This window comes from Novosphingobium anseongense (assembly GCF_037482895.1).
In the GTDB taxonomy this organism is placed as follows: domain Bacteria; phylum Pseudomonadota; class Alphaproteobacteria; order Sphingomonadales; family Sphingomonadaceae; genus Novosphingobium; species Novosphingobium anseongense.
On the sequence record NZ_JBBHJZ010000001.1, the window covers coordinates 415,238 to 437,968 of the forward strand.

Consider the following 22,731-nt stretch of genomic DNA (forward strand, 5'->3'; position numbering starts at 1 on the left):
GTAGCTACTGCGGCCTTCGCGGCCGGCCCATGCCCGCCAGACGCCAGTTGGTATAGCGCCGCAGCAGCCGTCCCAGCCACCAGCCGCGGCGTTCCATGCGTTCGATCCAGCCGCCGTGGTACGAGCCCCATTCCCAGAGCGCCACGAAGGCGAAGGTCAGGGTCGAGCCCGCATAGAACAGCAGGGTCGGCGGATGCGTCAGCCACCCCCAGACCACGAGCGCGGTCGCCAGCAGCAGGCCCACGGTGTGCGAGGGCGGGAACCAGGCGTTGCGGCTGGTGATCCGCTTGAAGGTCATCGTGCCGCCGAGGAACAGCGCCATGCCGCCCGCGGTGACGAGCAGGAAGTCGCCGTGGACCGGTTCGAGCGGATGCGCGAGCGTCAGCTCGTCGGCGACCGCGATCAGGATCACGCCCGCAACGATGGGTATGTGCCAGTAGGTGAAGGCATCGCGCCCGACGATGCCCGGATGTTCATGGTGCTCGATATGCTCGGCGCCGCGTTTGGCGCCGACGTCGAAATAGACCCACCACATCGCGAAGGAGCCGAGGAAGGCGGTGAGGAAGGCGAGGATCGTCGGCAAGGTCGGTTCGAGCTTGCCGAAGGTGGCGCCGGTGATCAGCACGCCTTCGCCGAGCGCGATGATGATGAACAGCGCGCAGCGTTCGGCCATGTGGCCGCCGGCGATCTCCCAGTCGTCGGGAGTCGAACGGCCGAGCCGCGGCACCCAGTAGAAGAAGATCGGCCCCAGCGATTCGATCGTCAGCGCCGCCGCCCACCAGGCCATACGTTCGGCAGGATCGGCGGTCAGGCCGCCGATCAGCCAGAGCGGCGCCGAGGCGACGAACCACAGGGTGATCCGCACGAGGCTCCAGTTGTCGTCGCGCGTCCACTCGCCGCAGACCCAGGAGACGTAGAGCGAGCGGCCGATCTGCAGCGTGCTGTAAGCCACCGCGAAAGTCAGGCCGGCGCCGGCAAAGGCGTGCGGGATCGCGCTCGACAGGATCAGGCTGACGACCATGACGAGTCCGAGAAAGAGCCGATTGCCGCCGTGATCGGGATCGATCCAGTTGGTCGCCCAGGTCGTGTAGATCCAGGCCCACCAGACCGCGAGGAACAGCATCGCGGTCTGCAGCGCGCCCACCCAGTTCAGGTGTTCAAGGAGACCGTGCGAGAGCTGGGTGATCGCGAAGACGAAGACGAGATCGAAGAACAGCTCGATATAGCCGACCGCGGCATGGCTGCCATGGACCTGGCGGACGAGCGAGCTGCCCGGGCGCCTGGCGCTTTCGGGCGCGTCGCTCACGGGTAGGAGACGATCTTGGGCCGCCCATCGGGCAGCGGAATGAATTCGGCCTCGTCGCCGGGCACCTTGGGGAAATTGCCTGCACGCCATTCGAGCGCGGCATGTTCGATCCGCTCCTTCGACGAGGAGACGAAGTTCCACCAGATGTGGCGCGGGCTGGCGAAATGCTCGCCGCCGAGCAGCATCACGCGACCGCCGCCACCCGAGGTCAGCTTGAGCGGCACGCCGGGCGCGAGCACGGTCAGCTCGTAGAGTTCGAGCGCGACGCCATCGATCCGCGCCTCGCCGCCGACGAGCATGACCGCGCGTTCGTCGGCCTCGGCATCGATCGGGATCGCCGAGCCGGCATCGAGCAGGATCTCGGCATAGATCGTCTCGGCATACTGCGTGGTCGGCGCGGTCTGGCCCCAGAGCGTGCCCATGATGACCCGCGCACGCGCGCCGTGACCTTCGACCAGCGGCAGGCCGCTACGGCTCTCGAAGGCGGGGGCGATCTCCTCCTTGCCATCGGGCAGGGCGAGCCAGGTCTGCATGCCGTAGAGCGAAGGGCCGCCCTCACGTTCCGTTTGCGGGCTGCGCTCCGAATGGACGATGCCCGTGCCTGCGGTCATCAGGTTGACCTGGCCGGAGCGGATCGTCGCATAGGTGCCCAGGCTGTCCCGGTGATCGATCGCGCCTTCGAACAGCCAGGTGACCGTGGCAAGGTTGATGTGCGGATGCGGGCGCACGTCCATCGCCTGGCCCGCGTCGAGCTTGGCCGGGCCGAACTCGTCGACGAAAATGAAGGGGCCCACCATCTTGAGCCGCGGCGAGGGGATCGCGCGGCGCACGGTGAAGGCGCCGAGATCGTGCGCGATCGGCGTGACGGTCTGGAGGATGGGGCCGGACTGCGAATCGGTCATGCGCGGATTCCCTCGCTGGATTGGAGCGCCCTGGCGATCAGGTCGCGGATGTCTTCGGGAAAGATCGTCTCGGGCCAGTCGGCGATTTCGTCGGGCGCAAACCAGCGGTGCTCGAGCATGACGCTGCGCTCGAGCTCGGTATGGCCGCTGACATCGATGTCGGGCAGGGCGGTGCGCGCCCAGAAGAAGTGTTCGAGCGAGCGCACGGGTTCGTGCTGCAAGGTCACGAAATCGTCCTCGCGGACGTGGTCTAGAGGCACCGGCTCGGCGCGGATGCCGGTCTCTTCCAGCAACTCGCGCCGCGCGGCATCGGGAAAGTCCTCACCGGGATCGCATTCGCCGCCGGGCGCGGTCCAGAATGGCTTGGACCAGCTCGGCGTATAGCGGAACAGCAGCAGCCGGCCGTCGGGGCCGAACAGCAGCACCCGCGCCGCGCGGCGAATGCGGCGAGGCGCGGGCTCGGTCACTCGCCCCACCATTTATTCATTGGGTGCTCGCGCCTTGATCGCGAGAGCGTGGACCCTTTCGCCCGGAATGTCGCCGAGCGCGCGGTTGACCATGCGTTGGCGTTCGAGCCGCGAGACGCCGGCGAACGCCTGGCTCTCGATTTCCACCGTGAAGTGCGATTCGCCCCTGCCGTCGTGGCCGGCATGGCCATGGTGCTTGTCGCTGTCGTTGATCACGTCGAGGCGCGTGGGGGTGAATGCCTGGGTCAGGAGTTGACCGATTTCTTGTGCGAGTGGTCCTGTCATATCTTCACTTCTAGCCGATCTGTTGCCATCTGCCACCCGGTGAGACACGACAGATTCCACGGCCGACACCAGACCCAGGGACGGACCTGCCACGCACCGAACTGCGACGAGGCCGGCGAATTCCGCGCGCCCGGCGGGCGGGCACCGGGATTCGACGGGCCTGGCGACTATCGCTGGTTCTGCCTGGACCACGTGCGCGCGTTCAATTCGGGCTACGATTTCTTCCATGGCATGACTGCCGAAGAGATTCTCGAGGCGCAGTCGCCGCTCCACGGCTGGGAACGCGAGACGCGCGCCTTCCGCCCCAACGGCAATGTCGACGCCGCGCCGCACTGGGCCAATTTCGCCGATCCGCTCGAAGCGATCAGCGCCCGTGCCAAGGCACACATGCGGGCGCGCCAACCGGTGCAGCGCCAGGACGGCATCGTCCTATCGCCCGAACAACGCCGCGCGCTCGACGTGCTCGGCCTGCCGCTCGACGCCGATCGCAAGGCGCTGCGCAGCCGCTATTCGGAACTCGTGCGCAAGTACCACCCCGACCGCAACGGCGGCGACCGCGGCTACGAGACGCGGCTGCAGGAAGTGGTCGAGGCCTATCAGTTGCTGCGCAAGGCGGCAGCTTTCGCCTGATCTTCCCGGACAGCACGGGCGCACGCTTCCTTCACGTTTTTCGGTCAGGGTGCCAGGTTCAACGTGCTAGCGAGTAGCCTATGCCTGCGGTTCCACGATCGATCCTCGCGCTGAGCCTCGCCGGTCTGGCCGGGGCCGGCGTGGCGGCCGCGGCAGCCTCGGCCGCGCGCGACGAAGCGACGCCCAGGATCGTCGCCGAACCGGTTGCCACGGTCGAGGTTTCGGAGCCGGTCCGACAGGTTTCGAGCGGACCGGTACCGGCGCGCGACGACATCTACCCCTTCTACATGCCGATGAACGGCCTGCATCGCCCGGCGATCACGCTGCTCGTCAAGTGCGACGCGTCGCGTGCGGCGGGGCGGGAAGTCTATCAGGGCCGCGACGGTGCCTCGCTCTACGGCCGGGCCGAGGGTGGCTACGAATTCGTCTACGAGGCGCTCGACGGTGCCGGTCGACCTTGTGTCTATCCGTTCTCGCCCTGGATGCCCGACATCGTCGGAGCGCTACAGGGAACGCAGTACATCATGCGCTCGTCGATCCCGGGGCGGCAGGTAACCTTCCGCACCGACGGCGAGTGGGCGGCAATCAACCTGCGCATGTTCGAAGTCGGAACGCAGCGCGTCCATTTCGAGATGCGCGACATCGCACTCGACTTCCCCGGCGCCATCCAGCGCATGGGCGCGCTCCATCTCGAAGTGGTCGATACCGCGCGGCCCGGCCTGTTCACGGCGGTCTTGCGCCGTTCGAAGATCTTCGGCGGCAAGAACGCGATCTTCGTGCCCGGGGGCGAGACCATGCTCTACGTCGAGGACAGCGAGATCGCCGGAAACGTCGGCACCAACGTCGACCAGGAGCACAGCACCTACATCAATGGCACGCTGGTTTCGCACTTCCGCCATTCGACCTGGCGCGGCCAGCGCGCCTGGAAGGACCAGGCGAGCGGGCACCAGCTCAAAGACAAGGCCTACCTGCGCGTCTACGAGGACGTCACGGTGGAGAACACACCCAACGGTGGTCCGCCTTCGGCCATGCCGCTCGCCGACATCTCGGCCTTCGGCTTCACCTGGACGAACGGACTGCACCTCAAACGCCAGGCGCCTGCGCAGGAGCCGCGCGAGGGGCTCGTCGATCTGCGCACCGAGATCGTCTACGGCGCGCGCGACCACTATCCGTGGAATCTTTTGGTCAGCCCCGACTGGCGCATGCCGGCGGCGCCGCTGACCGCGCTCGACAAGGTCTATCTCTCGGTCTTCTTCAACACCACGGTCGAAAGCTTCCGGCCCGAGCCCTTCGTCTTCGCGCTGCGGTCGCAGGGGGACGCGCTGGGCGGCGACAACGGCGACATCGTCGAGGGAGACGACCGGACCACGCGCGCCCAGCAGCGGATGGTCTCCCTCGCCTTCGACACCGAGGGACGGATGCAGCGGGTCTATGCGCCCGGCGGCTGGACCTACGTCAACCCCGCGCTTCCGGCCGGTGCCGAATGGGTGACCGATCGCGACGCCTTCATCCGCCACGCTCTGGGATTGATTGGGCGGTAGTCATCAAGATCCTCCCCCTTAGGGGGAGGGGGACCGCCGGCGCAGCCGGTGGTGGAGGGGTGTCCCGGCCAGCGGTTACACCCCTCCGTCAGCCCTGCGGGCTGCCACCTCCCCTTGCAGGGGAGGATCTTTTGTCTCAATCCGCCTCGCAGAGCGCCTTGAGCTGGTCGGCGCAGACGCCCCAGCCTTCGACGAAGCCCATCTCCTCGTGCTGCTTGGCGGTTTCCGCGCTCCAGTGACGGGCGCGGGCGGTGTAGCGTGTGCCTTCGCCTTCGGGCTCGATTTCCCAGATGCCGATCATGAACGGTCCCGCGGGCTCGAAGTCGGCGGTGACGGCATCGGTGGTGACGAAGCGCTTGCCCTCGTCATAGGCCAGATAGACCCCGTTCTGCGGGCTCTGCTCGCCGTCGGGACCGTAGAAGGTCATGTTGCAGACGCCCATAGGCCGGCGGTCCTGCTGGTCGATCTCGGCGCGCCAGGGCTTGGGGCACCACCAATCCTCGGTGCGATTGACCATGATGTCCCAGACCTTGTCGGGTCTGGCGGCGATCAGGCGGGTGACGGACAGTTCGGTGTTCTCGGACATGCGGATGCTCCGGTGAAGAATGTCAGTCGCGGTCGGGCGCGCCGAGCGGGAAATAGGGGCGGAACGGCCGTGCCTCTTCGACGCAGCGCGCGACTTCGGGCAGGGCCAGCAGATGCGCGCGCCAGTGCTGGAGGCGCGGGAAGTCGTCGGCGATCGGATGGACCCAGTCGGCGTAGAACAGCGCGGGCGCGGCCGCGCATTCGATCAGGGTGATGTGGTCCATCGGCGGGTAGTATTCGAGCCAGCCTTCGAGCCAGGCATAGGTTCGCGTCAACTGCTCGCGCGCTTCGGCGATGCGCGCCTGATCGGGGTTCGCGCCGTCGCGGATATATTCGTTCACGACGATCTGCATGACGTTCATCACGTAGTTGTCGAACACCCGGTCGAGCATGCGCATGCCCAGCGCGGCGCTCGGCTCGTCGGGCACGAGCACCTGGTTCCGCGCATGGCGCTGCGACAGGTATTCGATGATCGAGGTGGATTCGAAGATCACGTTCTCGCCGTCCTGCAGCACGGGGAACTTGCCCAGCGGTCCGGCCGTCGCGATGAACTGCGCGTGTTCCGGATGGGCATCGTCGACCACGCGATAGTCGAATTCGATGTCGTTCGCGTAGAGCGCGATCAGCACCTTCCAGGTGTAGGACGAGAAGGGGTGGCCGTAGAGCGCGAGCATTTCGTTTCCTTTGTTCGACATCGCCGCAAGAACGGTGATCGCCGGCCGGCGTGGCTGAGCCTTGCCTGGCGTGGCTATCGGCCTCGGGTCAAGCCCGGGACGACGCCCGTTTCAGGCATTACGTGCGGCTTCGATCCTGGCGATGTCGATCTTCTTCATCGTGAACATCGCCTCCATCGCGCGCTTGGTCGCGGCGGGATCGGGATCGTTGTAGATGTCGATCAACTGGCGCGGGGTGATCTGCCACGACAGGCCCCACTTGTCCTTGCACCAGCCGCACTGGCTCTCCTGCCCGCCGTTGCCGACGATCGCATCCCAGTAGCGGTCGGTCTCGGCTTGGTCCTCGGTGCGCACCTGGAACGAGAAGCTCTCGCTCTGCTTGAAGACGTCGCCGCCGTTGAGCAGCAGGGTGGGGATGCCCATGACGGTCATCGAGACCATCAGCACGTCGCCCTCCTTGTTGCCCGGCGTGTCGGTCGGCGCGCGCTGGACGTGGAGCACTTCGGTGTCGGGGAAAGTCTCGGCGTAGAAGCGCGATGCGGGTTCGGCCTCGCTCGCGTACCACAGGCAGACCTGGTTCTTGGGATTGGGGACCTTGTCGGTTTTCGCGGTCATTTCTTGGCGTCCTCGATCAGCTTGTTGTCGACGGCCTTGGCGGCCTTGTAGCGGGGGCGCGCCTGGATCCGCTCGGCATAGGCGACCAGGGCGGGGCGCGGCGGCAGGATGCCGAAGTTCAGGCCCCAGTCGACCGAGCTCCCGACATAGACGTCGGCCATGGTGAAGCGCTCGCCGCAGACGTAGGGGCGGCTGTCGAGCATCGCCTCGAGCGTGTCCATCGTCCGGTCGAAGCTGCCCGAGCCGGCCATCATCTGCTGCTGGCCCTCGGGCTCGAACTTGAGCGCGCGGCTGGTGATCGACTGTTCGATCGGGCCGGCGGCGAAGAAGGTCCAGCGCAGGTAGTCGGCCCGTTCGTCGTCATGCGGCAACAGGCCGGCTTCGGAATGCGTCTCGGCCAGGTAGAGGCAGATCGCGGCGGCTTCGGTGATCACATGATCTCCGTCCTCGGCGTGGTGGACGATCGTCGGCACCTTGCCCATCAAGTTGACCTCTAGGAACTCGGCCGGCTTGTCCTTCCAGTCGACCAGGACCTGTTCGTAGTCGGCATCGACTTCGTGCAGCGCCCAGCGGGCGATCTGCCCGCGCGACATCGGGTTCGTGTAGAAGGTGTAGTCCGCCATGACTTACTGTCCTTTCGTGCCGACGAGCGAGAACGGCGCGCCTTGCGGGTCCATGCCGTTGATGATCCATTCGCCACCGGGCACTTCCATCGGTCCGTTGAACACCTGGCCGCCGAGCTCCTTGACCTTGGCTGTGGCGGTGTCGATCGAGCCCGGTACGCGGATGTAGAAATTCCACATCCCGACCGGCATGTCCGCAGACTTCTGCATCATGGCGCCGATCTGTTGGCCGCCGTGGTCGATGAAGCAATAGTCGCCCATTGGCCCCATCGGCATGATATCGTTGAATTCGAAGCGATAGTGCTTGGCGTAGAAGGCCTTGGCGCCTTCGAGGTCGGGCGACATGAGTTCGTTCCAGCCCACGCGCTGTTCGGCATGGCGATCATAGACGTCGCTGCGAGCGTCGGCCGGGGCGCCGGCGGGCGGCCGGGGTGTCATGACATAGTGCGGTACGCCCTGCGGATCGGTGACCAGGGCGATCCGGCCGACCTCGATGTCCAGGGCGGGCATCAGCGCCTTGCCGCCGTCGGCCTCGATCGCCCGCACCGCCGCGTCGACATCGGTCACGTGGTGATAGCCGATCCAGCAGGGGCGGGCGCCGCCGTCGCACATCTGCTGCGTCAGCTTGAGCACCCCGCCGGCGTTGCCGCCGTCGCTGCGTTCGATCATGCGGTAGTCCATTCCGTCCGCTGCGGACTGCGGATCGGAATGACCGATGATCTTCCAGCCGACGACCGGGCCGTAGAAGGCCGCGGCGCCTTCGGGATCGGTGGTCATCAGTTCGTACCAGATGAAGGCGCCGACGGGGTTGGACATGGCTCAGGCTCCCACGGGCTGCTTGGTCAGTTCTACCACGGGGGCGAAGCTGCCATAGACCATGCGCTTGCCGTCGAAGGGCGGCTTCTCGTCCTCGAAGCCCTTCATGCGTTCGTCCTGCATCATCTTCTCGTGCGCGCCGTCGCAGGCCTCGCGCGATTCCCATTCGATGAACGAGAAGACCACGATCTCGCCCTGCTCTGCCTTCACCGAGCGGAAGAAGTCGGTCTGCTTGCCGTGCGACACGTCGTCCTGCCAGGCCTCGACCACGCGCTTCGCGCCATAGTCCTTCATGATCTCCCACATGTCGATCGCCGCCTTGCGATAGGCGGCCTGGTTGCCTTCGGGCACGGGCACGATGAAGCCCTGGACATAGGGAGCGTCGATCGCCGTGCCTTCGTCGACCAGCGGGGTGAAGCCGCCGTAGATCATGCGCATGCCGTCGAAGGGCATGGGGTTCTTCTCCGGATCCATACGCGGGTCGGTCTTTACGAGCTCTTCGATCCCGTCCTGCGCGGCCTGGTAGGTTTCGCGGTCGGGCCACTCGATCCACGAGAACACGACCGATTCGTCTTCCTTGCAGTCGACCGCGCCGAAGAAGTCGGTGGTGTGTCCCTTCTCGACCTTGTCCTGCCAGCATTCGAGAATGCGATTGGCACCCTCGTCCATGAACACGCCGTCGCCGAGATTGGCGTGGGCGATGAACTTGTCCTTGTTCGCAGTGGGCACCGCGAGAACGAAACCTTGTACGTAAGTCATCAAGCGTCTCCTTCCTTCTTCGCCCCCTTGAGCAACGCGACGATCGCCATCGCGTGCCCGTGGCCAAGACCGAACTCGTCCTTGAGTGCGGTCACGATTTCCCCGGCCTTCACGCCCGGCGCCAGGCCCGCGCCTGCGCCGAAGCCTTTGTCCTTGCCCCAGGCGCGAAAGCCCGCGGGGTTCTTGCCGGTCTTGGCTTCGATGTTGTCGAGATAGGCCTGGAAGCTCATGCCGGTTCCCCGAGCTTGATCGGCGCGCCGAGATCGCCGGCCTGATCTGCCAGCGCCTGGATGAAAGCGGGGCGCACCTCGCCGCGCTCCTTGTACGCCTTGAGCTTGGGATAGTCGTCGAGAATGTCGGTGTGACGAATCTCGCGCAGGACCGTGACCATCAGGATGTCGGCGATCGAGAAGGTGCCGGCGAGCCAGGTGTCGGGTTCCATCGCCTCTTCGAGATGGGTCAGCCGCACCCGGAGGAAGTCGACGAAGCCCGGCCGCGCTTCCTTGGTCCAGCCTTCGCGGGCGCGGAAGACGTCGACCCATTGCAGGTCCATCACCGCGGGCTCGACCGTGTTGAGCGCGGCGATCAGCCACGAATAGGCGTCGCCGCGCGCCTGCGGCTCACGCGGGAGCAGCCGCTCGTCCTGCTCGCCGAGGTGAAGCAGGATCGCGCCGCTCTCGAACAGGCGGACGCCGTCGGCCTCGAGCGCGGGAACCTGCCCGAACGGCTGCCAGGCTTCGCGGTAACCGTCGGGACGCGGGGTCATCGCCTCGTAGATCTCGGTACGATAGGAGCGGTCGATCTCTTCGAGCGCCCAGCGCACGCGCAGGTCGCGGACCAGGCCATGGGCGAAGGCGGGCACGTTCTTCAGAGCGACGAGGACGGTTTCGGCTTGCGGGTCGATCGGCATGGCCGGTCTCCTTCGGGCTGTCAGTTGCCGGTGGCGGGCTGGCCGCACATCGCGTTCTCGGCCGCCTTGCGCAGTTCCGCTTCGCCCTGCGGCGCGTTCGGCAGCGGGTGTGCGATCGACCAGACATGGCCCCAGGGATCCTTCACCTGGCCATAGCGATCGCCCCAGAACATGTCGGTCGCGGGCATGACCACGCTGGCGCCGGCCTGGGCAGCGCGATCGATCGCGGCATCGGCATTGGCCACGCTGAGGTGCAAGGTCACCGGCGTGCCGCCGAGCGAATTCGGATCGAGCGCGCCCATCTCCTTCATCTCGTCGACGAGCATGACCATGGCGCCGTTGATCGTGATCGCGCCGTGCATCAGCTTCCCGTCGGGGCCGGCGAGCCGCATCATCTCCTCCGCGCCGAAGGCCTGCTTGTAGAATTCGATGGCGTCCGCTGCGCCGGCACAGACGAGGTGCGGGGCGAGGGCGGGCTGGGTGAATTCGGCCATGATCTGTCTCCCTTCCTGGTCGGATCAGTCGGCGATCTCGGGAACCGCGGCTTCACCGCTGGCGACGGCGGGATCCATCCACATGGTCTCCCAGATATGGCCGTCGAGATCGGTGAACGCGCGGCTGAACATGAAGCCGTGATCCTGCACCGCGAAGACGTCGGGCCGGCCACCGTTCTGTTCCGCCGCGTCGAGGAAGCCGTTGACCTCGTCCTTGGACTCGCAACTGATGCAGAGAATGACTTCGCTGCTGTCGGTCGAGGGGATCGGGCGACTGGTGAAGGTCTTCCATTTGTCGTGGGTCAGCAGCATCACGAAGATCGTTTCGGACAGCACCATGCAGGCAGCGGTCTCGTCGGTGAACTTCGGTTCGTTGGTAAAGCCGAGAGCCGCATAGAAGCGCTTCGACCGGTCGAGCTCGGTGACGGGCAGGTTCACGAAAATCATGCGGGCCATTGGCGTTCTCCTCATCACGCAGTTGCGCTGCGAATCATTCTTGCATTGTGATGCCGACGTGAGTTACTAAAAGCAACCATGGAGTTACAAAAAGAAACTAAGCCTGCTGAGCGTCACGGGAAGTGGTACGATGACGCCTGCGGCATGGCCTTCGCGCTCGAATTGGTGGGCGAGCGCTGGTCGCTGCTGATCGTGCGCGAGCTTATGTTCGGAGGAAGGCGGTTCTCCGACTTGCGGGCCGGAATGCCCGGAATCAGCGCCAAGGTGCTGACCGAGCGGCTGGAATCGATGGAGCGCGCGAAGATCGTCCAGCGCCGCCGGCTGACCACGCCGGTCACCGTGCAGCTCTACGAGCTTACCCCTTGGGGTTATCAGGCCGAGGAGGCCATGCTGGCGCTGTGCAAATGGGCGGTGAAATCACCGCACCACGATCCCAACCTGTGGCTGTCGCCGGCCTCGCTGATGCTGTCGATGCGCGTGATGTTCGTCGCGGCGCGGGCTGAAGGCGTCGCCACCCGCGGCGCGATCCGCGTCGGCAAAGACGGCTTCGTGGTCGAAGTGGCGGACGGCAGGTTCCACGTCGCGCGTGGCGAGCCCGAGGTGCCCGAATTCGTCTTCGAGACGCCGCTGGCCACGCCGATCATCTTCACCGCCTATGGCAAGATCCCGATCGAGGATCTGGCGGCGACAGGTCTGACCGTCAGCGGAGATCGCGCGGCGGCGCAGCGCTTTCTCGACTGCTTCCAACTGCCCGAAAAGGTCTACTGAGGCTTCTTCGGCCGATAGGCCTCGACCTCGGCGATCTTGCGCCACGACGGGCGCTCGCCGACGCGCGCGTACCAGGCGGCGGTCCTGGGCAGGTCCGGCGTGATCCCGACATAGGCGAGCGAGCGGAACACCGAGGCGACGGCGATGTCGGCCAGGGTAAAGTCTTCGCCCAGCAGCCAGCCGCTCTCGGGCGCCACGCTTTCGATATAGGCGAAGCTTTCCGGCAGCTCGGCTTCGCCTTCGACCGCGAGCGCCTCGTCGCAAGGCAGTTTGAGCAGCTTGGGACCGACGAAGCGGTTGAACAGAATCTTGAGACCCGAATGGGCGAAGATCGTGTCGGCGAATTCGTCGAACCACATCGCCCGGCCACGCGCGCAGGCTTCAGCGGGCAGCACCGGCCGTTCGGGATGCCTGGCTTCGAGATAGGCGATGATCGCGGAGGAATCCGACAGGCCGTAGTCGCCATCGCGGAGAGCCGGGATCTTGCCGAAAGGGGAAATCGCACGAAAGGCCGCGTCCTGGGCGTGTGGGGGAAGCTGCGTCAGTTCGTAAGGGAGGCCCTTTTCCTCCAGGACCAGGCACAGCTTGCGGACGAAAGGAGAGATGATACCGCCGAAAACCTGCATCGAAACACCCGAACAATTGCAATTGCCGGGAAAGCTTATTGCAGTCGCGCGCGGGCGGCTATAGGCGTTCGCCGCGATGACTGACTCTTCCACCAGCACCACCCGTCTGCCCGCGCCCGACACCGAAGTGAGCGTGCGCGAGGTTTTCGGCATCGATATCGACATGACCGTGCCGGCTTTTTCCGAAGCCGACGAGCGCGTGCCCGATCGTGACGACAGCTACGTGTTCGACCCGGACACCACCCTGGCGATCCTCGCGGGCTTCGCGTTCAACCGCCGCGTCATGGTCCAGGGCTATCACGGCACGGGCAAGTCGACGCATATCGAGCAGGTGGCGGCACGGCTCAACTGGCCCTGCATCCGCATCAACCTCGACGCGCACATCAGCCGTATCGACCTGATCGGCCGCGACGCGATCGTGCTGCGCGACGGTCTGCAGGTCACCGAATTCCGCGAAGGCCTGCTGCCCTGGGCGCTGCAGACGCCGACCGCGCTGGTCTTCGACGAATACGACGCGGGCCGTCCCGACGTGATGTTCGTGATCCAGCGCGTGCTCGAGACCGAGGGCAAGCTGACCCTGCTCGACCAGAACCGCGTGATCCGGCCGAACCCGTTCTTCCGCCTCTTCGCCACGGCCAACACCGTCGGCCTGGGCGATACGAGCGGCCTCTATCACGGTACCCAGGCGATCAACCAGGGCCAGATGGACCGCTGGAACATCGTCGTCGGGCTCAACTACCTGCCGCAGGCGGTCGAGACCGAGATCGTCGGCAAGAAGGCGACGGGCATTCCCGAGAAGCAGATTTCCGACATGGTCAAGGTCGCCGACCTGACCCGCCAGGGTTTCATCAACGGCGACATCTCGACCGTGATGAGCCCGCGTACGGTGATCACCTGGGCGCAGAACACCGCGATCTTCAAGGATCCGGGCTTCGCCTTCCGCCTGTCGTTCCTCAACAAGTGCGACGAGACCGAGCGGATGCTGGTGGCCGAATACTACCAGCGCGTATTCGGCACCGACCTGCCCGAGAGCGTGGTGGCGAAGGCCTGAGTTTCTAGATCCTCCCCGTTTTTCGCGCATCGCGAAAACAGGGAGGCTTTTGCGGCTTACTCGTTCACCGCCCGCTTCTGGCCCGGCTTGAACTCGAGCTCGCCCGCAGGAACTGCGCGACTGTAGAGGAAGCCCTGGGCCTGGTCGCAGCCGTCCTTGCGCAACTTCTCGAGCTGTTCGCCATATTCGACGCCCTCGGCCGTCGTCGTCATCTTGAGTTCGTTGGCAAGGCTGATGACCGAGCGCACGATCGCCTGGCAATCCTCGCGCTCGGCCAGCTCCGAAACGAAGCAGCGGTCGATCTTGATCTTGTCGAACGGGAAGCTGCGCAGATAGTTCAGCGACGAATAGCCCGTGCCGAAATCGTCGAGCGCGATCTTCACGCCGAGATCGCGCAGCTTGTGCAGGGTGGCGAGCACTTCCTCCGATTCCTGCATCAGCAGGTTCTCGGTGATCTCCAGCTCGAGCCGGCTCGGCAAGACGCCGCTCTGCGCCAGCGCGTTGACCACGACCGGGAGCAGGTTGCCGTCCTTCATCTGCGCGGGCGACATGTTGACCGCCACCGTCAGGTCCTCGGGCCAGCCGGCCGCTTCGGCCAGCGCGGTACGGATCACCCATTCGCCGATCTCGACGATGACGCCGGTCTCCTCGGCGATCGGGATGAACACGTCGGGCGAGACCGTGCCGCGGCTCGCGTGGTTCCAGCGCAGCAGCGCTTCGTAGCCCGCGGTGACGCCGCGGTTGATGTCGAGCAGGGGCTGGTAGTGCAGCTCGAGCTCGCCACGGACGATCGCGGCGCGCAGGTCGAGCTCGAGCGCGCGGCGCTCCTGCATCTGCACCTGCATGTCGGGGTCGAACACGGAGATGCCGCGGCGGCCGCGCGACTTGGCGTTGTACATCGCGAGGTCGGCGGCGCGCAGCAGTTCGTCGCCGGTCCGGCCGTCGGTGGGCGCGAAGGCAGCGCCGATCGAGGCGCCGATCGGCATGATCTGGCCTTCGATCTCGATCGCATTGCCGACCGCACCGAGCACGCGCTCGGCGATCGCGAGGCCCGCGGCGGGGGCATCGAGATCGGTCATCAGGATGACGAATTCGTCGCCGCCGAGGCGCGCGATCATGTCGCGCGGACGCACGACCTCCTCGAGCCGGCGCGAGATCTCGACGAGGACCTTGTCGCCGACGGCGTGGCCGTGACCGTCGTTGATCGCCTTGAAGTGATCGAGGTCGACATAGAGCAGGCCGATCGAGCCGTCGCGCGGGGTGCGGTGGAAGGCGCGGTCGAGCGTGGCGTTGAACAAAGTGCGGTTGGGCAGCTGGGTCAGCACGTCGTAATGCGCCATGAAGGCGACCTTGTCCTCGGCGCGCTTGGCCGCGGTGATGTCGGCGATAAAGCCGCGCCAGCCGATCGTCTGGCCCTCGCGCAGCACCGGGCGGCCGTTCATCGACCACCAGTTCTCGACGCCGCCGACGCGGATCGGCACCACGACGTTGCGGAAGGCGCGGCCCTCGTTGAACAGCTCGCGCAGGTCGCCCGCCTCGGGCGCATCGCCGATCAGCTCGATCAGCGACAGGCCTTCGAGTTCCTCGGGCTTGCGACCGCAGGCATCGGCGAAACGCTGCGAGGGATGCCAGATCTGGAACTTCGAGCCGATCTCGTAGAGCCAGTCGCTGCCCTCGTCGTCGTACTGGTTGAGCAGCAGCTGGATCGTCTCGTTCGACTGGCTGAGCCGCCGCGTGCGGATGCGCCGCGTCGCGAACATGTAGTAGAGGTTGTAGAGCGACCAGTGCATGAAGCAGGCCATGACACCGGCGACGATCGCGACGGGGGCGCCGTCCCAGCCGTTGCGGATCAGGAAGCCCGCGGCCATCGCCGCGCCGCCGCTGGCGCTGGCCGCGAGGCCCAGGTGCGGCAGCGACATGGCCGAAAGCCCGTCCATCATCATCATCGCCATGCCGAGTGCGATCAGGCCCTCGTGGCTCGAAACCGGCGCGATCAGCGCTGCGCCGAACAGGGTGCAGCACCACCAGAAGGCGCGCAGGCGGATCACGCCGAGGCGGTTGCGCAGCGCGCGCTTCTCGTCGAAGCCGGGGCTCGCCTCCTTGCGGCGGACCGATCGCTGAAGGACCATGACCGCGTACCAGCCGAAGATGGCGAGCAGGGTGAAGACCGGATTGGTGCGGGGGCCAACCAGCAGCAGCAGCAGCGCCAGGCGCACGGTCTCGAGCAGCGAGAGCGGGAAGTTGCGAATGTAGTCGGCGCGGCAGCGCGCGAACCAGTTCTCCTCGTGCGGCTCGACGTGATGTCGCGTGAGCGCCAGCAGGCTCAGCGGCGTCTCGACGATCAGCTTGCGCCCTGGCGGAGAAGAAACGACCATCCAGCAATGCCCCCAATGTTCCGGCCCGTTTCGTTGAACGGCCCGGCTTATCCCTATGTCTTGCAATTCGGGTGGGGCAGGTAAGCGAAGTTCCCTAGTATCTGGTTAAAGCACCTGTCCGGTGGGTAACCTTGCATTCATATCCGATGCATCTGCCGGATACTTGGCACCGATGAAGTAAAGGCCGTCTGCGGGTGCGTTGAGGCCCAGGGCCTGGCGATCGCGCGCCGCGAGGACTTCGGCCATACGCGCCTCGGGCCAGCGACCGAGCCCGACCAGCGCGAGGCAGCCGACCATCGAGCGCACCTGGTGGTGGAGGTAGGATCGTGCCTCGGTCTCGACGATCACCGCCTCGCCCTCGCGGCACACGTCGAGCCGATCGAGCGTCTTCACGGGGCTCGCCGACTGGCAATGGGCCGAGCGGAAGGTGGTGAAATCGTGGTGTCCGATCAGCGCCTGCGCGGCGCGATGCATCGCTTCGGCATCGAGCGGCTGTTGGACCAGCCAGGCCTGGCCGCGATCGAGCGTCAGCGGCGCGCGGCGGTTGACGATGCGATAGCGGTAGGCGCGGCCGAGGCAGGAAAAGCGCGCGTGCCAGTCGTCGGGCACCACCTCGCAGCCGATCACCGCGACCGGGGCGGGGCGCAGCTTGGCGTTGAGCGCTTCCTGCAGGCGGAACGGGGCCAGGTCTTTCTCGATGTCGACATGCGCGCGCATCGCCAGCGCGTGGACCCCCGCGTCGGTGCGGCCCGCGGCGTGCATGATTATCGTTTCGCCGGTGACCGCATGGGCGGCATCCTCGACCGCCTGCTGCACCGAGGGCCCGTGCGACTGCCGCTGCAGTCCCATGAACGGGCGGCCGTCGAATTCCAGGGTCAGCGCGAAGCGGGTCATTTCTGGCCGTGCTGCTTGAGCGAGCTACCCGCGGGAATCGGCTTGCCGCGCAGCAGTTCGGCGAGGTCCATCGCCGGCTTGCCCTGGCGCTGGATGCGTGTCGGGCGGATCGCGCCCTGGCCGCAGGCGATCGTCAGCTTGTCGTCGATCACCGAGCCCGGCCAGCCACCGCCTTCGACGATCTCGGCAAAGAGCACCTTGTAGCGCTCGCCCTCGAATTCGAAGAAGGCGCCGGGCACGGGCGCGAAGCCGCGGACCTGGCGCTCGACCTGCGGGGCGGGCAAGCTGAAGTCGAGCAGGGCCTCGGCCTTGTCGATCTTCTTGGCATAGGTCACCCCGTCCTCGGGCTGGATCTCGGGCGGATAGGCGGCGAGGTCGGACAGCACCTGTACGGCCAGCCGACCGCCGATCTCGGCCAGTTCCTGGGTCAGTTCGCCCGTGGTCTTGCGTTCGATCGGCGTGCGCTCGATCGCCAGCATCGGCCCGGTGTCGAGCCCCGCCTCCATCTGCATGATCGTCACCCCGGTTTCGGCATCGCCGGCCAGCACCGCGCGGTGGATCGGCGCAGCGCCGCGCCAGCGCGGCAGCAGCGAGGCGTGGATGTTGATGCAGCCGTGCCTGGGCGCGTCGAGCACCGCCTGCGGCAGGATCAGGCCATAGGCTGCGACCACCGCGACGTCGGCGTTCAGCGCGGCGAACGCGGCCTGTTCCTCGGCGCTCTTGAGCGAGACCGGGTGGCGCACTTCGATCCCGCGCGCCTCGGCCTCGCGCTGGACCGGCGAGGGGGTCAGCTCCTTGCCGCGGCGGCCACCGGGGCGCGGCGGCTGGCTGTAGGCTGCGACGACCTCGTGCCCGGCCTCGGCCAGCGCGATCAGCGCCGGCACGGCGAAATCGGGGGTTCCCATGAAGATGACGCGCATATGCGAAAGGCTTTCCCTATGAGCGCATGCGCCCTATCTGGGCGGGGATGGCATCGCAAGAGATCGAGACCCTGACATCCGTCCTGTCGCGCCTGCCGGGGCTCGGCCCGCGCTCGGCGCGGCGCGCCGTGCTGTGGCTGATCAAGCGGCGCGAAAGCTCGCTCGTGCAACTCCTCGACGCGCTCGCCGCTGTGCGCGAAACGCTCGTCGAGTGCCAGACCTGCGGCAATGTCGACACCAGCGATCCTTGCGCGATCTGCGTCGATCCGCGCCGCGACCAGCGTTCGCTCTGCGTGGTCGAGGACGTCGCCGATCTCTGGGCGCTCGACCGCGCGCGGCTGTTTACCGGCCGCTACCACGTGCTCGGCGGGCGCCTGTCCGCACTCGACGGGGTACGGCCCGAGGACCTGACGATCGGCCGGCTGATCGACCGCGTCGCCCAGGGCGGGATCGACGAGGTCGTCCTGGCGATGAACGCCACGCTCGAAGGCCAGACCACCGCGCACTACATCGCCGAGCGGCTCGAGGCCTACCCGGTGCGGCTGACCCAGCTCGCGCATGGCCTGCCCGTGGGCGGCGAGCTCGACTATCTCGACGAGGGGACTCTGGCCCAGGCCTTGCGCGCCAGAAGACCCGTCGGCTGATGTTGCGAATTTAAAGCTTCGCCATTATCTGGCCCTCATGGCCATCCGCGAAATCATCGAGATTCCCGACCCGCGTCTCAAGCAGGTCTCCGCCCCCGTCGAAACCTTCGACGACGACCTCAAGACGCTCGTCGCCGACATGTTCGAGACGATGTACGACGCCCCCGGCATCGGCCTCGCGGCGATCCAGGTCGGCGTGCCGCTGCGCGTGCTGGTGATCGATCTCCAGCCCGACGACGAGGATGCCGAGCCCGAGGTCTGCACCGCCCACGGCGATCACCACCACACGCACCAACCGACCAAGAAGGAACCGCGGGTCTTCATTAACCCCGAGATCCTCGATCCGTCGGAGGAGCTGTCGGTCTACAACGAAGGCTGCCTCTCGGTCCCCGAGATCTACGCCGAGGTCGAACGCCCCGCACGCATTCGCGCGCGCTGGCAGGATCTCGACGGCAAGGTCCACGAGGAGGAGATGGACGACCTCCTGGCCACCTGCCTCCAGCACGAGATGGACCACCTCGAGGGCATCCTGTTCATCGACCACCTCTCGCGCCTCAAGCGGCAGATGGCGATCAAGAAGCTCGAGAAGCTGCGCAAGGCGGCTTGATCGAAACAACCTGCCATCCCCGCGAAAGCGGGGATCGCTGGCGGTATCGCTGCACCCTCACCCCATCGTCACCCTGACTTGTTTCAGGGTGACGAGGAAGCTTTGGGGCAGCACAGCAAATCGGCCGCGGCAGCAATCCACAGCTTCCTTGCAAGCGGCTTTTCTGTCGACTTCGTTCGATGTATGTTCCGGTGATGGATATCGTCATCGCTCTCGTCGCGCTCGCTATCGGCCTCGGTCTGGGCTGGTTCTTCGGCTCCCGGCCCGCCACCGAATGGCGCGCGCGCTTCCAGGCGCGTGACACCGACGCGCGCGAACTCGACGAGAAGTTCCGCCGCGCCATCGCCGAGCTCGCCGGCGCCAGCGAACGCGCCAGCCGCGTCGATTCCCTGGCGGCCGAGCTGGCCCAGGCGAACGAGCGCAACGCCGCGCTCCAGGGCCAGTTCGCCACGGCTGCGACGCGCGCCGACAGCGCCGAACGCCTTGCCGCCGAACTGCCCGAGCTGCGCGCCTCGCGCGAGGCGCTGGCCGCCGAGCTGGCGACGCTCAAGGCCAATGCCTCGAACTTCGACGAGAAGCAGCGGCTGCTGCTCGAAGCGCAGGAAGCGCTCAAGAAGGAATTCCAGGTCGCCGGCGCCAAGGTCATGGAAAACGCCCAGAAGGCCTTTCTCGATCGCGCGCAGGAACGGTTCACCGTCTCCGAGCAGCGCAGCGAGGAAAAGCTCAAGGCGCTGCTGGCACCCGTGGGCGAGCGGCTCAAGAGCTACGAGGACCAGGTCTCGACCCTGGAGAAGCAGCGCGTCGACGCCTTCGGCCAGCTCGCCGGCGTGATCGAGGGGCTGCGCACGGGCCAGGAGGAAGTCCGGCGCGAGGCGCAGCGGCTCGGCAATTCGCTGACCAATGCGCCCAAGGCGCGCGGGCGCTGGGGCGAACGCGCGCTGCAGAACGTGCTCGAACAGTGCGGGCTTTCGGAACACACCGATTTCATCACCGAACATTCGATCGACACCGAGGAGGGCCGGCTGCGGCCCGACGCGATCGTGCGCATCCCGGGCAACAAGCAACTGGTGATCGACGCCAAGGTCTCGCTCAACGCCTATCAGTCGGCCTTCGAGGCGAACGACGATGCGGTGCGCAAGGCGGCGCTTGACCAGCATGCGAAGTCGATGCGCAACCACGTGCAGACTTTGGGCACCAAGAGCTATCAGTCGCAGTTCGAGGATGCGCCCGACTATGTGGTGATGTTCGTGCCGGGCGAGCACTTCGTCGCCGCCGCGCTCGAACACGATCCCGAGCTCTGGGACTTCGCCTTCCGCAACAAGGTCCTGCTGGCGACGCCGACCAATCTCGTCGCGATTGCGCGCACGGTCGCGCAGGTCTGGCGCCAGGACGGCCTCGCCCGCGAGGCGCGCGAGATCGGGCGCATGGGCGGCGAGCTCTACGACCGTCTGGCGACCGCCGCCGATCACCTCAAGGGCGTCGGCGCGGGGCTCGACCGGGCGGTGCGCAAGTACAACGATTTCGTCGGCAGCTTCGAACGCAACGTGCTCTCGTCGGGCCGGCGCCTCAAGGACAAGCACATCGAGATCGGCAAGCGCGAGATCGAGGAAGTGCCGCTGGTCGAGAGCGCGCCGCGCTATGCCGAGAGCGCCGCGATGGAACCTGCCGTGCCGCTGCTGGTTGAAACCGAACAGGAATAGGCAGCGAAAGGAAGCGGATGCGGTATCTCGGTCTTGGAAGTCTGACGGCCCTGGCTCTGCTCGCGGGCTGCAATTCGGAACCCAAGCCGCCGCAGGCGCCGCCCAGCGATGCCACCAGCGCCGCGTCCACGCCGATGCCCGCGGCCAATGCCGCCGATCCCGATCCGACCAAGGTCGCTGCGCTCTGGCTCGACGCCCAGGTCGAGCCGCGCCAGCCGGGCAAGTGGGCGCCGCGCGACGAATGCGGCGGCCTGCCCGGCGCGCGCGCCTTCCGCGAGAAGCTCGCCGCCGCGGTTCAGGCGCGCGATGCCGAGGCCATCGCCGCCATGGCCACGCCCGACATTCGCCTCGGCTTCGGTGGAGAGGATGGCAACAAGCGCTTCCTCGCCGCGCTCAAGGCGCCCGACGGCAAGCTGCTGAACGAACTCGCGGCACTGCTGCCGCTCGGCTGTGCCGGCAGTGACGGCGGCGGGCTGACGATCCCCTGGTACTTCCAGCAGGAACTCGGCGACGTCGACAGCGGCTCGGCCATGCTGGTGACCGGCGTAGACGTGCCCTTGCTCGCCGAGCCCAAGCCCGGGGCCGCGCCTGGCGAAAAGCTTTCGTGGGATCTGGTGTCGCTGACCAAGGGTTTGACGCCCGGCGCTCCGTTCCAGCAGGTGAAGAGCGCTTCGGGCAAGACCGGCTTCGTCGCCACCGACAAGCTGCGCAGCCTGCTGGCGCATCGCCTGCTGGCGGTGAAGCAGGGCCAGGAGTGGAAGATCACGGCGGTGCTGGCGGGCGATTGAAGCCTTTGGTCCCGCGATGAGGTAGGCGCGAAACGCCAATTGTCATCATCCCCGCGGCTCGCGTGAAACCCTATTTTCGCGCCAGCTTCGCGGAATGCTTGTCGCTCTTCAAGGTCAGCCGATCGCCGCTGAGCGTGGCCGCCGGTATCCCGCCCAGCAGATCGTTCAGGGCACGTTCCTGATCCATCTTGCCTTCGCAGAACATCCGCGTGCTCATCAGCGGGCCGACCACGAGCTTGCCGGCTTCCCCGCGCCAGGTGCCGCCCAGGCGGTTGCAGCCAGCGCTCGCCACCAGGCGATCGGCGCGGAAGGTCAGCGTGGCTTCGCCGACCGGCGGCGCGCCGTCGATCGCGGTCACGCGCCAGTCTGTGTCGGCGAGCGAAGGGGCGGTTCCGGTCGGCGCCGTGACGCAACCGGCGAGCAGCGCGGGCAGGGCGAGGAAGGCAAAGGCTTTGCGCATGGTTCGTCTCCTGACCGTGCGACCCTACGCCTTGGGCCGCAGGTGCGCCAGCGCCTCGTAGGCGAGCACCGCGCCGGCCACCGCGGCGTTGAGGCTATCGGCGCGGCCGAGCATCGGCATGTGCACGCGCAGGTCGCAGGCCTTTTCGTAGTCTTCCGGCAGCCCGCGCGATTCGTTGCCGACCATCAGGAAACACGGCCGGGCGTAGGGCGCGGTGCGGTAGTCGGTCGAATCGCGCAAGGAGGCGGCGACGAGCTGGCCGTCTCCGGCGCGCAGCCAGGCGTGGAACTCGTCCCAGCGCGCCTGGGCGATGGTCTGGGTGAACACGGCGCCCATGCTCGCGCGCACGGCCTCGACCGAGAAGGGATCGGCGCAGTCGTCGATCAGGATCAGTCCCCCTGCGCCGACCGCGTCGCCGGTGCGCAGCATCGTGCCGAGATTGCCCGGATTGCGCAGCGCCTGGGCGACGAGCCAGATCGGGGAGGCGTTGCGGTCGATTTGCGCGAGGCTCGTGTCGAATTCGGCGAAGACGCCGGCGACGGCCTGGGGGTTGTCCTTGCCCGTGACCTTGGCGAGGATGTCCTCGTCCATTTCGATCACCTCGCCGCCCGCGGCCGAAACGTCGGCAATCAGCGCGTCGAGCAGCGGGTGGGACTCGCGTTTGGTGGCCATGACCAGCATTTCGGGCAGCCGGCCCGATTCCCGCGCGTCGGTGAGCAGGCGCAGGCCTTCGGCGAGGAAGCGCTGTTCCTGCTTGCGGTGCTTCTTCTCGCGCAAGGAGCGGAGGAACTTGACCGTGGGGTTGGAGAAGCCGGTGATCGTGCGGAGCATGGGG

General features: G+C 66.7%; 28 protein-coding genes. 8 read left to right on the top strand and 20 right to left on the bottom strand.

Features of this window, described 5'->3' with window-relative positions; translation table 11 throughout:
- Window positions 1-4: 4 nt before the first annotated feature.
- The 4 genes from WG901_RS01915 to WG901_RS01930 are packed head-to-tail and all read right to left on the bottom strand — an operon-like array spanning window position 5 to window position 2,960.
- Window positions 5-1,306 (bottom strand): low temperature requirement protein A, encoded by a 1,302-nt coding sequence (locus tag WG901_RS01915; RefSeq protein ID WP_339585331.1) that lies wholly within the window; start codon window positions 1,304-1,306, stop codon window positions 5-7.
- Window positions 1,303-2,208 carry a pirin family protein gene (locus WG901_RS01920; protein ID WP_339585332.1) on the bottom strand — a complete coding sequence of 302 codons (906 nt, stop codon included), beginning with the start codon at window positions 2,206-2,208 and terminating at the stop codon, window positions 1,303-1,305. The genes WG901_RS01915 and WG901_RS01920 overlap by 4 nt, the downstream gene beginning before the upstream one ends.
- Window positions 2,205-2,675, bottom strand: coding sequence for an NUDIX hydrolase (locus WG901_RS01925; protein ID WP_339585333.1), 471 nt, complete (start codon window positions 2,673-2,675; stop codon window positions 2,205-2,207). The genes WG901_RS01920 and WG901_RS01925 overlap by 4 nt, the downstream gene beginning before the upstream one ends.
- 12 nt (window positions 2,676-2,687) lie before the next feature.
- Window positions 2,688-2,960: a BolA family protein gene (locus tag WG901_RS01930; protein WP_339585334.1), complete on the bottom strand. Its 273-nt coding sequence runs from the start codon at window positions 2,958-2,960 to the stop codon at window positions 2,688-2,690.
- Window positions 2,961-2,999: 39 nt separating this feature from the next.
- Between WG901_RS01930 and WG901_RS01935 the strand changes: the two genes are divergently transcribed.
- On the top strand, window positions 3,000-3,590 hold the full coding sequence (locus WG901_RS01935; protein ID WP_339585335.1) for a J domain-containing protein: 591 nt from the start codon (window positions 3,000-3,002) through the stop codon (window positions 3,588-3,590).
- Window positions 3,591-3,670: 80 nt separating this feature from the next.
- Window positions 3,671-5,131, top strand: a complete 1,461-nt coding sequence (locus tag WG901_RS01940; RefSeq protein WP_339585336.1) for a hypothetical protein — start codon at window positions 3,671-3,673, stop codon at window positions 5,129-5,131.
- Between the two features lie 136 nt (window positions 5,132-5,267).
- Here WG901_RS01940 and WG901_RS01945 read toward each other — a convergent pair whose 3' ends face one another.
- From WG901_RS01945 to WG901_RS01995, 10 genes are all read right to left on the bottom strand, one after another.
- Window positions 5,268-5,717, bottom strand: coding sequence for an SRPBCC domain-containing protein (locus tag WG901_RS01945; RefSeq protein WP_339585337.1), 450 nt, complete (start codon window positions 5,715-5,717; stop codon window positions 5,268-5,270).
- Between the two features lie 22 nt (window positions 5,718-5,739).
- Complete coding sequence (locus WG901_RS01950; protein ID WP_339585338.1) at window positions 5,740-6,390, bottom strand: glutathione S-transferase family protein; 651 nt, start codon at window positions 6,388-6,390, stop codon at window positions 5,740-5,742.
- A 111-nt stretch (window positions 6,391-6,501) separates the two neighbouring features.
- A complete protein-coding gene (locus WG901_RS01955; protein ID WP_339585339.1) occupies window positions 6,502-7,005 on the bottom strand; it encodes a VOC family protein in 504 nt (167 codons plus the stop codon).
- Complete coding sequence (locus WG901_RS01960; RefSeq protein WP_339585340.1) at window positions 7,002-7,628, bottom strand: glutathione S-transferase family protein; 627 nt, start codon at window positions 7,626-7,628, stop codon at window positions 7,002-7,004. Before WG901_RS01960 ends, WG901_RS01955 begins: the two co-directional genes overlap by 4 nt.
- Before the next feature lie 3 nt (window positions 7,629-7,631).
- Window positions 7,632-8,444, bottom strand: a complete 813-nt coding sequence (locus WG901_RS01965) for a VOC family protein (RefSeq protein ID WP_339585341.1) — start codon at window positions 8,442-8,444, stop codon at window positions 7,632-7,634.
- A gap of 3 nt (window positions 8,445-8,447) precedes the next feature.
- Window positions 8,448-9,203: a DUF1428 domain-containing protein gene (locus WG901_RS23830; RefSeq protein ID WP_465263042.1), complete on the bottom strand. Its 756-nt coding sequence runs from the start codon at window positions 9,201-9,203 to the stop codon at window positions 8,448-8,450.
- The gene (locus WG901_RS01980) at window positions 9,203-9,433 is read right to left on the bottom strand and encodes a DUF4287 domain-containing protein (RefSeq protein ID WP_339585342.1); all 231 of its coding nucleotides are present in this window, start codon (window positions 9,431-9,433) and stop codon (window positions 9,203-9,205) included. Before WG901_RS01980 ends, WG901_RS23830 begins: the two co-directional genes overlap by 1 nt.
- Window positions 9,430-10,113 (bottom strand): glutathione S-transferase family protein, encoded by a 684-nt coding sequence (locus tag WG901_RS01985; protein WP_339585343.1) that lies wholly within the window; start codon window positions 10,111-10,113, stop codon window positions 9,430-9,432. Before WG901_RS01985 ends, WG901_RS01980 begins: the two co-directional genes overlap by 4 nt.
- Window positions 10,114-10,133: 20 nt before the next feature.
- Window positions 10,134-10,607 (bottom strand): VOC family protein, encoded by a 474-nt coding sequence (locus WG901_RS01990; protein ID WP_339585344.1) that lies wholly within the window; start codon window positions 10,605-10,607, stop codon window positions 10,134-10,136.
- Between the two features lie 24 nt (window positions 10,608-10,631).
- Window positions 10,632-11,063, bottom strand: a complete 432-nt coding sequence (locus tag WG901_RS01995) for a VOC family protein (RefSeq protein WP_339585345.1) — start codon at window positions 11,061-11,063, stop codon at window positions 10,632-10,634.
- 144 nt (window positions 11,064-11,207) lie between these two features.
- Between WG901_RS01995 and WG901_RS02000 the strand changes: the two genes are divergently transcribed.
- On the top strand, window positions 11,208-11,831 hold the full coding sequence (locus WG901_RS02000; RefSeq protein WP_339585346.1) for a winged helix-turn-helix transcriptional regulator: 624 nt from the start codon (window positions 11,208-11,210) through the stop codon (window positions 11,829-11,831).
- Here WG901_RS02000 and WG901_RS02005 read toward each other — a convergent pair.
- A complete protein-coding gene (locus WG901_RS02005; RefSeq protein ID WP_339585347.1) occupies window positions 11,825-12,457 on the bottom strand; it encodes a glutathione S-transferase family protein in 633 nt (210 codons plus the stop codon). The genes WG901_RS02000 and WG901_RS02005 overlap by 7 nt on opposite strands.
- A gap of 76 nt (window positions 12,458-12,533) precedes the next feature.
- On the opposite strand from WG901_RS02005, the gene cobS reads away from it, so the two are divergent.
- Window positions 12,534-13,508, top strand: coding sequence for a cobaltochelatase subunit CobS (gene cobS, locus WG901_RS02010; protein ID WP_339585348.1), 975 nt, complete (start codon window positions 12,534-12,536; stop codon window positions 13,506-13,508).
- A 56-nt stretch (window positions 13,509-13,564) separates the two neighbouring features.
- Here the strand turns inward: cobS and WG901_RS02015 are convergent, their stop codons facing one another.
- The 3 genes from WG901_RS02015 to fmt all read right to left on the bottom strand — a co-directional run bounded on the left by WG901_RS02015 (window position 13,565) and on the right by fmt (window position 17,697).
- Window positions 13,565-15,883 carry a putative bifunctional diguanylate cyclase/phosphodiesterase gene (locus WG901_RS02015; protein ID WP_339585349.1) on the bottom strand — a complete coding sequence of 773 codons (2,319 nt, stop codon included), beginning with the start codon at window positions 15,881-15,883 and terminating at the stop codon, window positions 13,565-13,567.
- Between the two features lie 105 nt (window positions 15,884-15,988).
- Window positions 15,989-16,777 (bottom strand): tRNA pseudouridine(38-40) synthase TruA, encoded by a 789-nt coding sequence (truA, locus tag WG901_RS02020; protein ID WP_339585350.1) that lies wholly within the window; start codon window positions 16,775-16,777, stop codon window positions 15,989-15,991.
- The gene (fmt, locus tag WG901_RS02025) at window positions 16,774-17,697 is read right to left on the bottom strand and encodes a methionyl-tRNA formyltransferase (protein WP_339585351.1); all 924 of its coding nucleotides are present in this window, start codon (window positions 17,695-17,697) and stop codon (window positions 16,774-16,776) included. The genes truA and fmt overlap by 4 nt, the downstream gene beginning before the upstream one ends.
- A gap of 47 nt (window positions 17,698-17,744) precedes the next feature.
- Here fmt and recR point away from each other — a divergent pair, with 47 nt between their 5' ends.
- The 4 genes from recR (at window position 17,745) to WG901_RS02045 (ending at window position 21,436) form a co-directional block, all read left to right on the top strand.
- Window positions 17,745-18,341 (top strand): recombination mediator RecR, encoded by a 597-nt coding sequence (recR, locus tag WG901_RS02030; RefSeq protein ID WP_339585352.1) that lies wholly within the window; start codon window positions 17,745-17,747, stop codon window positions 18,339-18,341.
- A 37-nt stretch (window positions 18,342-18,378) separates the two neighbouring features.
- Window positions 18,379-18,948, top strand: a complete 570-nt coding sequence (gene def / locus WG901_RS02035; RefSeq protein ID WP_339585353.1) for a peptide deformylase — start codon at window positions 18,379-18,381, stop codon at window positions 18,946-18,948.
- Window positions 18,949-19,142: 194 nt separating this feature from the next.
- Window positions 19,143-20,648 (top strand): DNA recombination protein RmuC, encoded by a 1,506-nt coding sequence (locus WG901_RS02040; RefSeq protein WP_339585354.1) that lies wholly within the window; start codon window positions 19,143-19,145, stop codon window positions 20,646-20,648.
- Between the two features lie 17 nt (window positions 20,649-20,665).
- Window positions 20,666-21,436, top strand: coding sequence for a hypothetical protein (locus tag WG901_RS02045; protein WP_339585355.1), 771 nt, complete (start codon window positions 20,666-20,668; stop codon window positions 21,434-21,436).
- Between the two features lie 70 nt (window positions 21,437-21,506).
- Here WG901_RS02045 and WG901_RS02050 read toward each other — a convergent pair whose 3' ends face one another.
- Together WG901_RS02050 and WG901_RS02055 are read right to left on the bottom strand one after the other, a co-directional pair.
- A complete protein-coding gene (locus WG901_RS02050; protein ID WP_339585356.1) occupies window positions 21,507-21,896 on the bottom strand; it encodes an META domain-containing protein in 390 nt (129 codons plus the stop codon).
- Between the two features lie 24 nt (window positions 21,897-21,920).
- A complete protein-coding gene (locus tag WG901_RS02055; protein WP_339585357.1) occupies window positions 21,921-22,727 on the bottom strand; it encodes a TrmH family RNA methyltransferase in 807 nt (268 codons plus the stop codon).
- Window positions 22,728-22,731 lie beyond the last annotated feature (4 nt).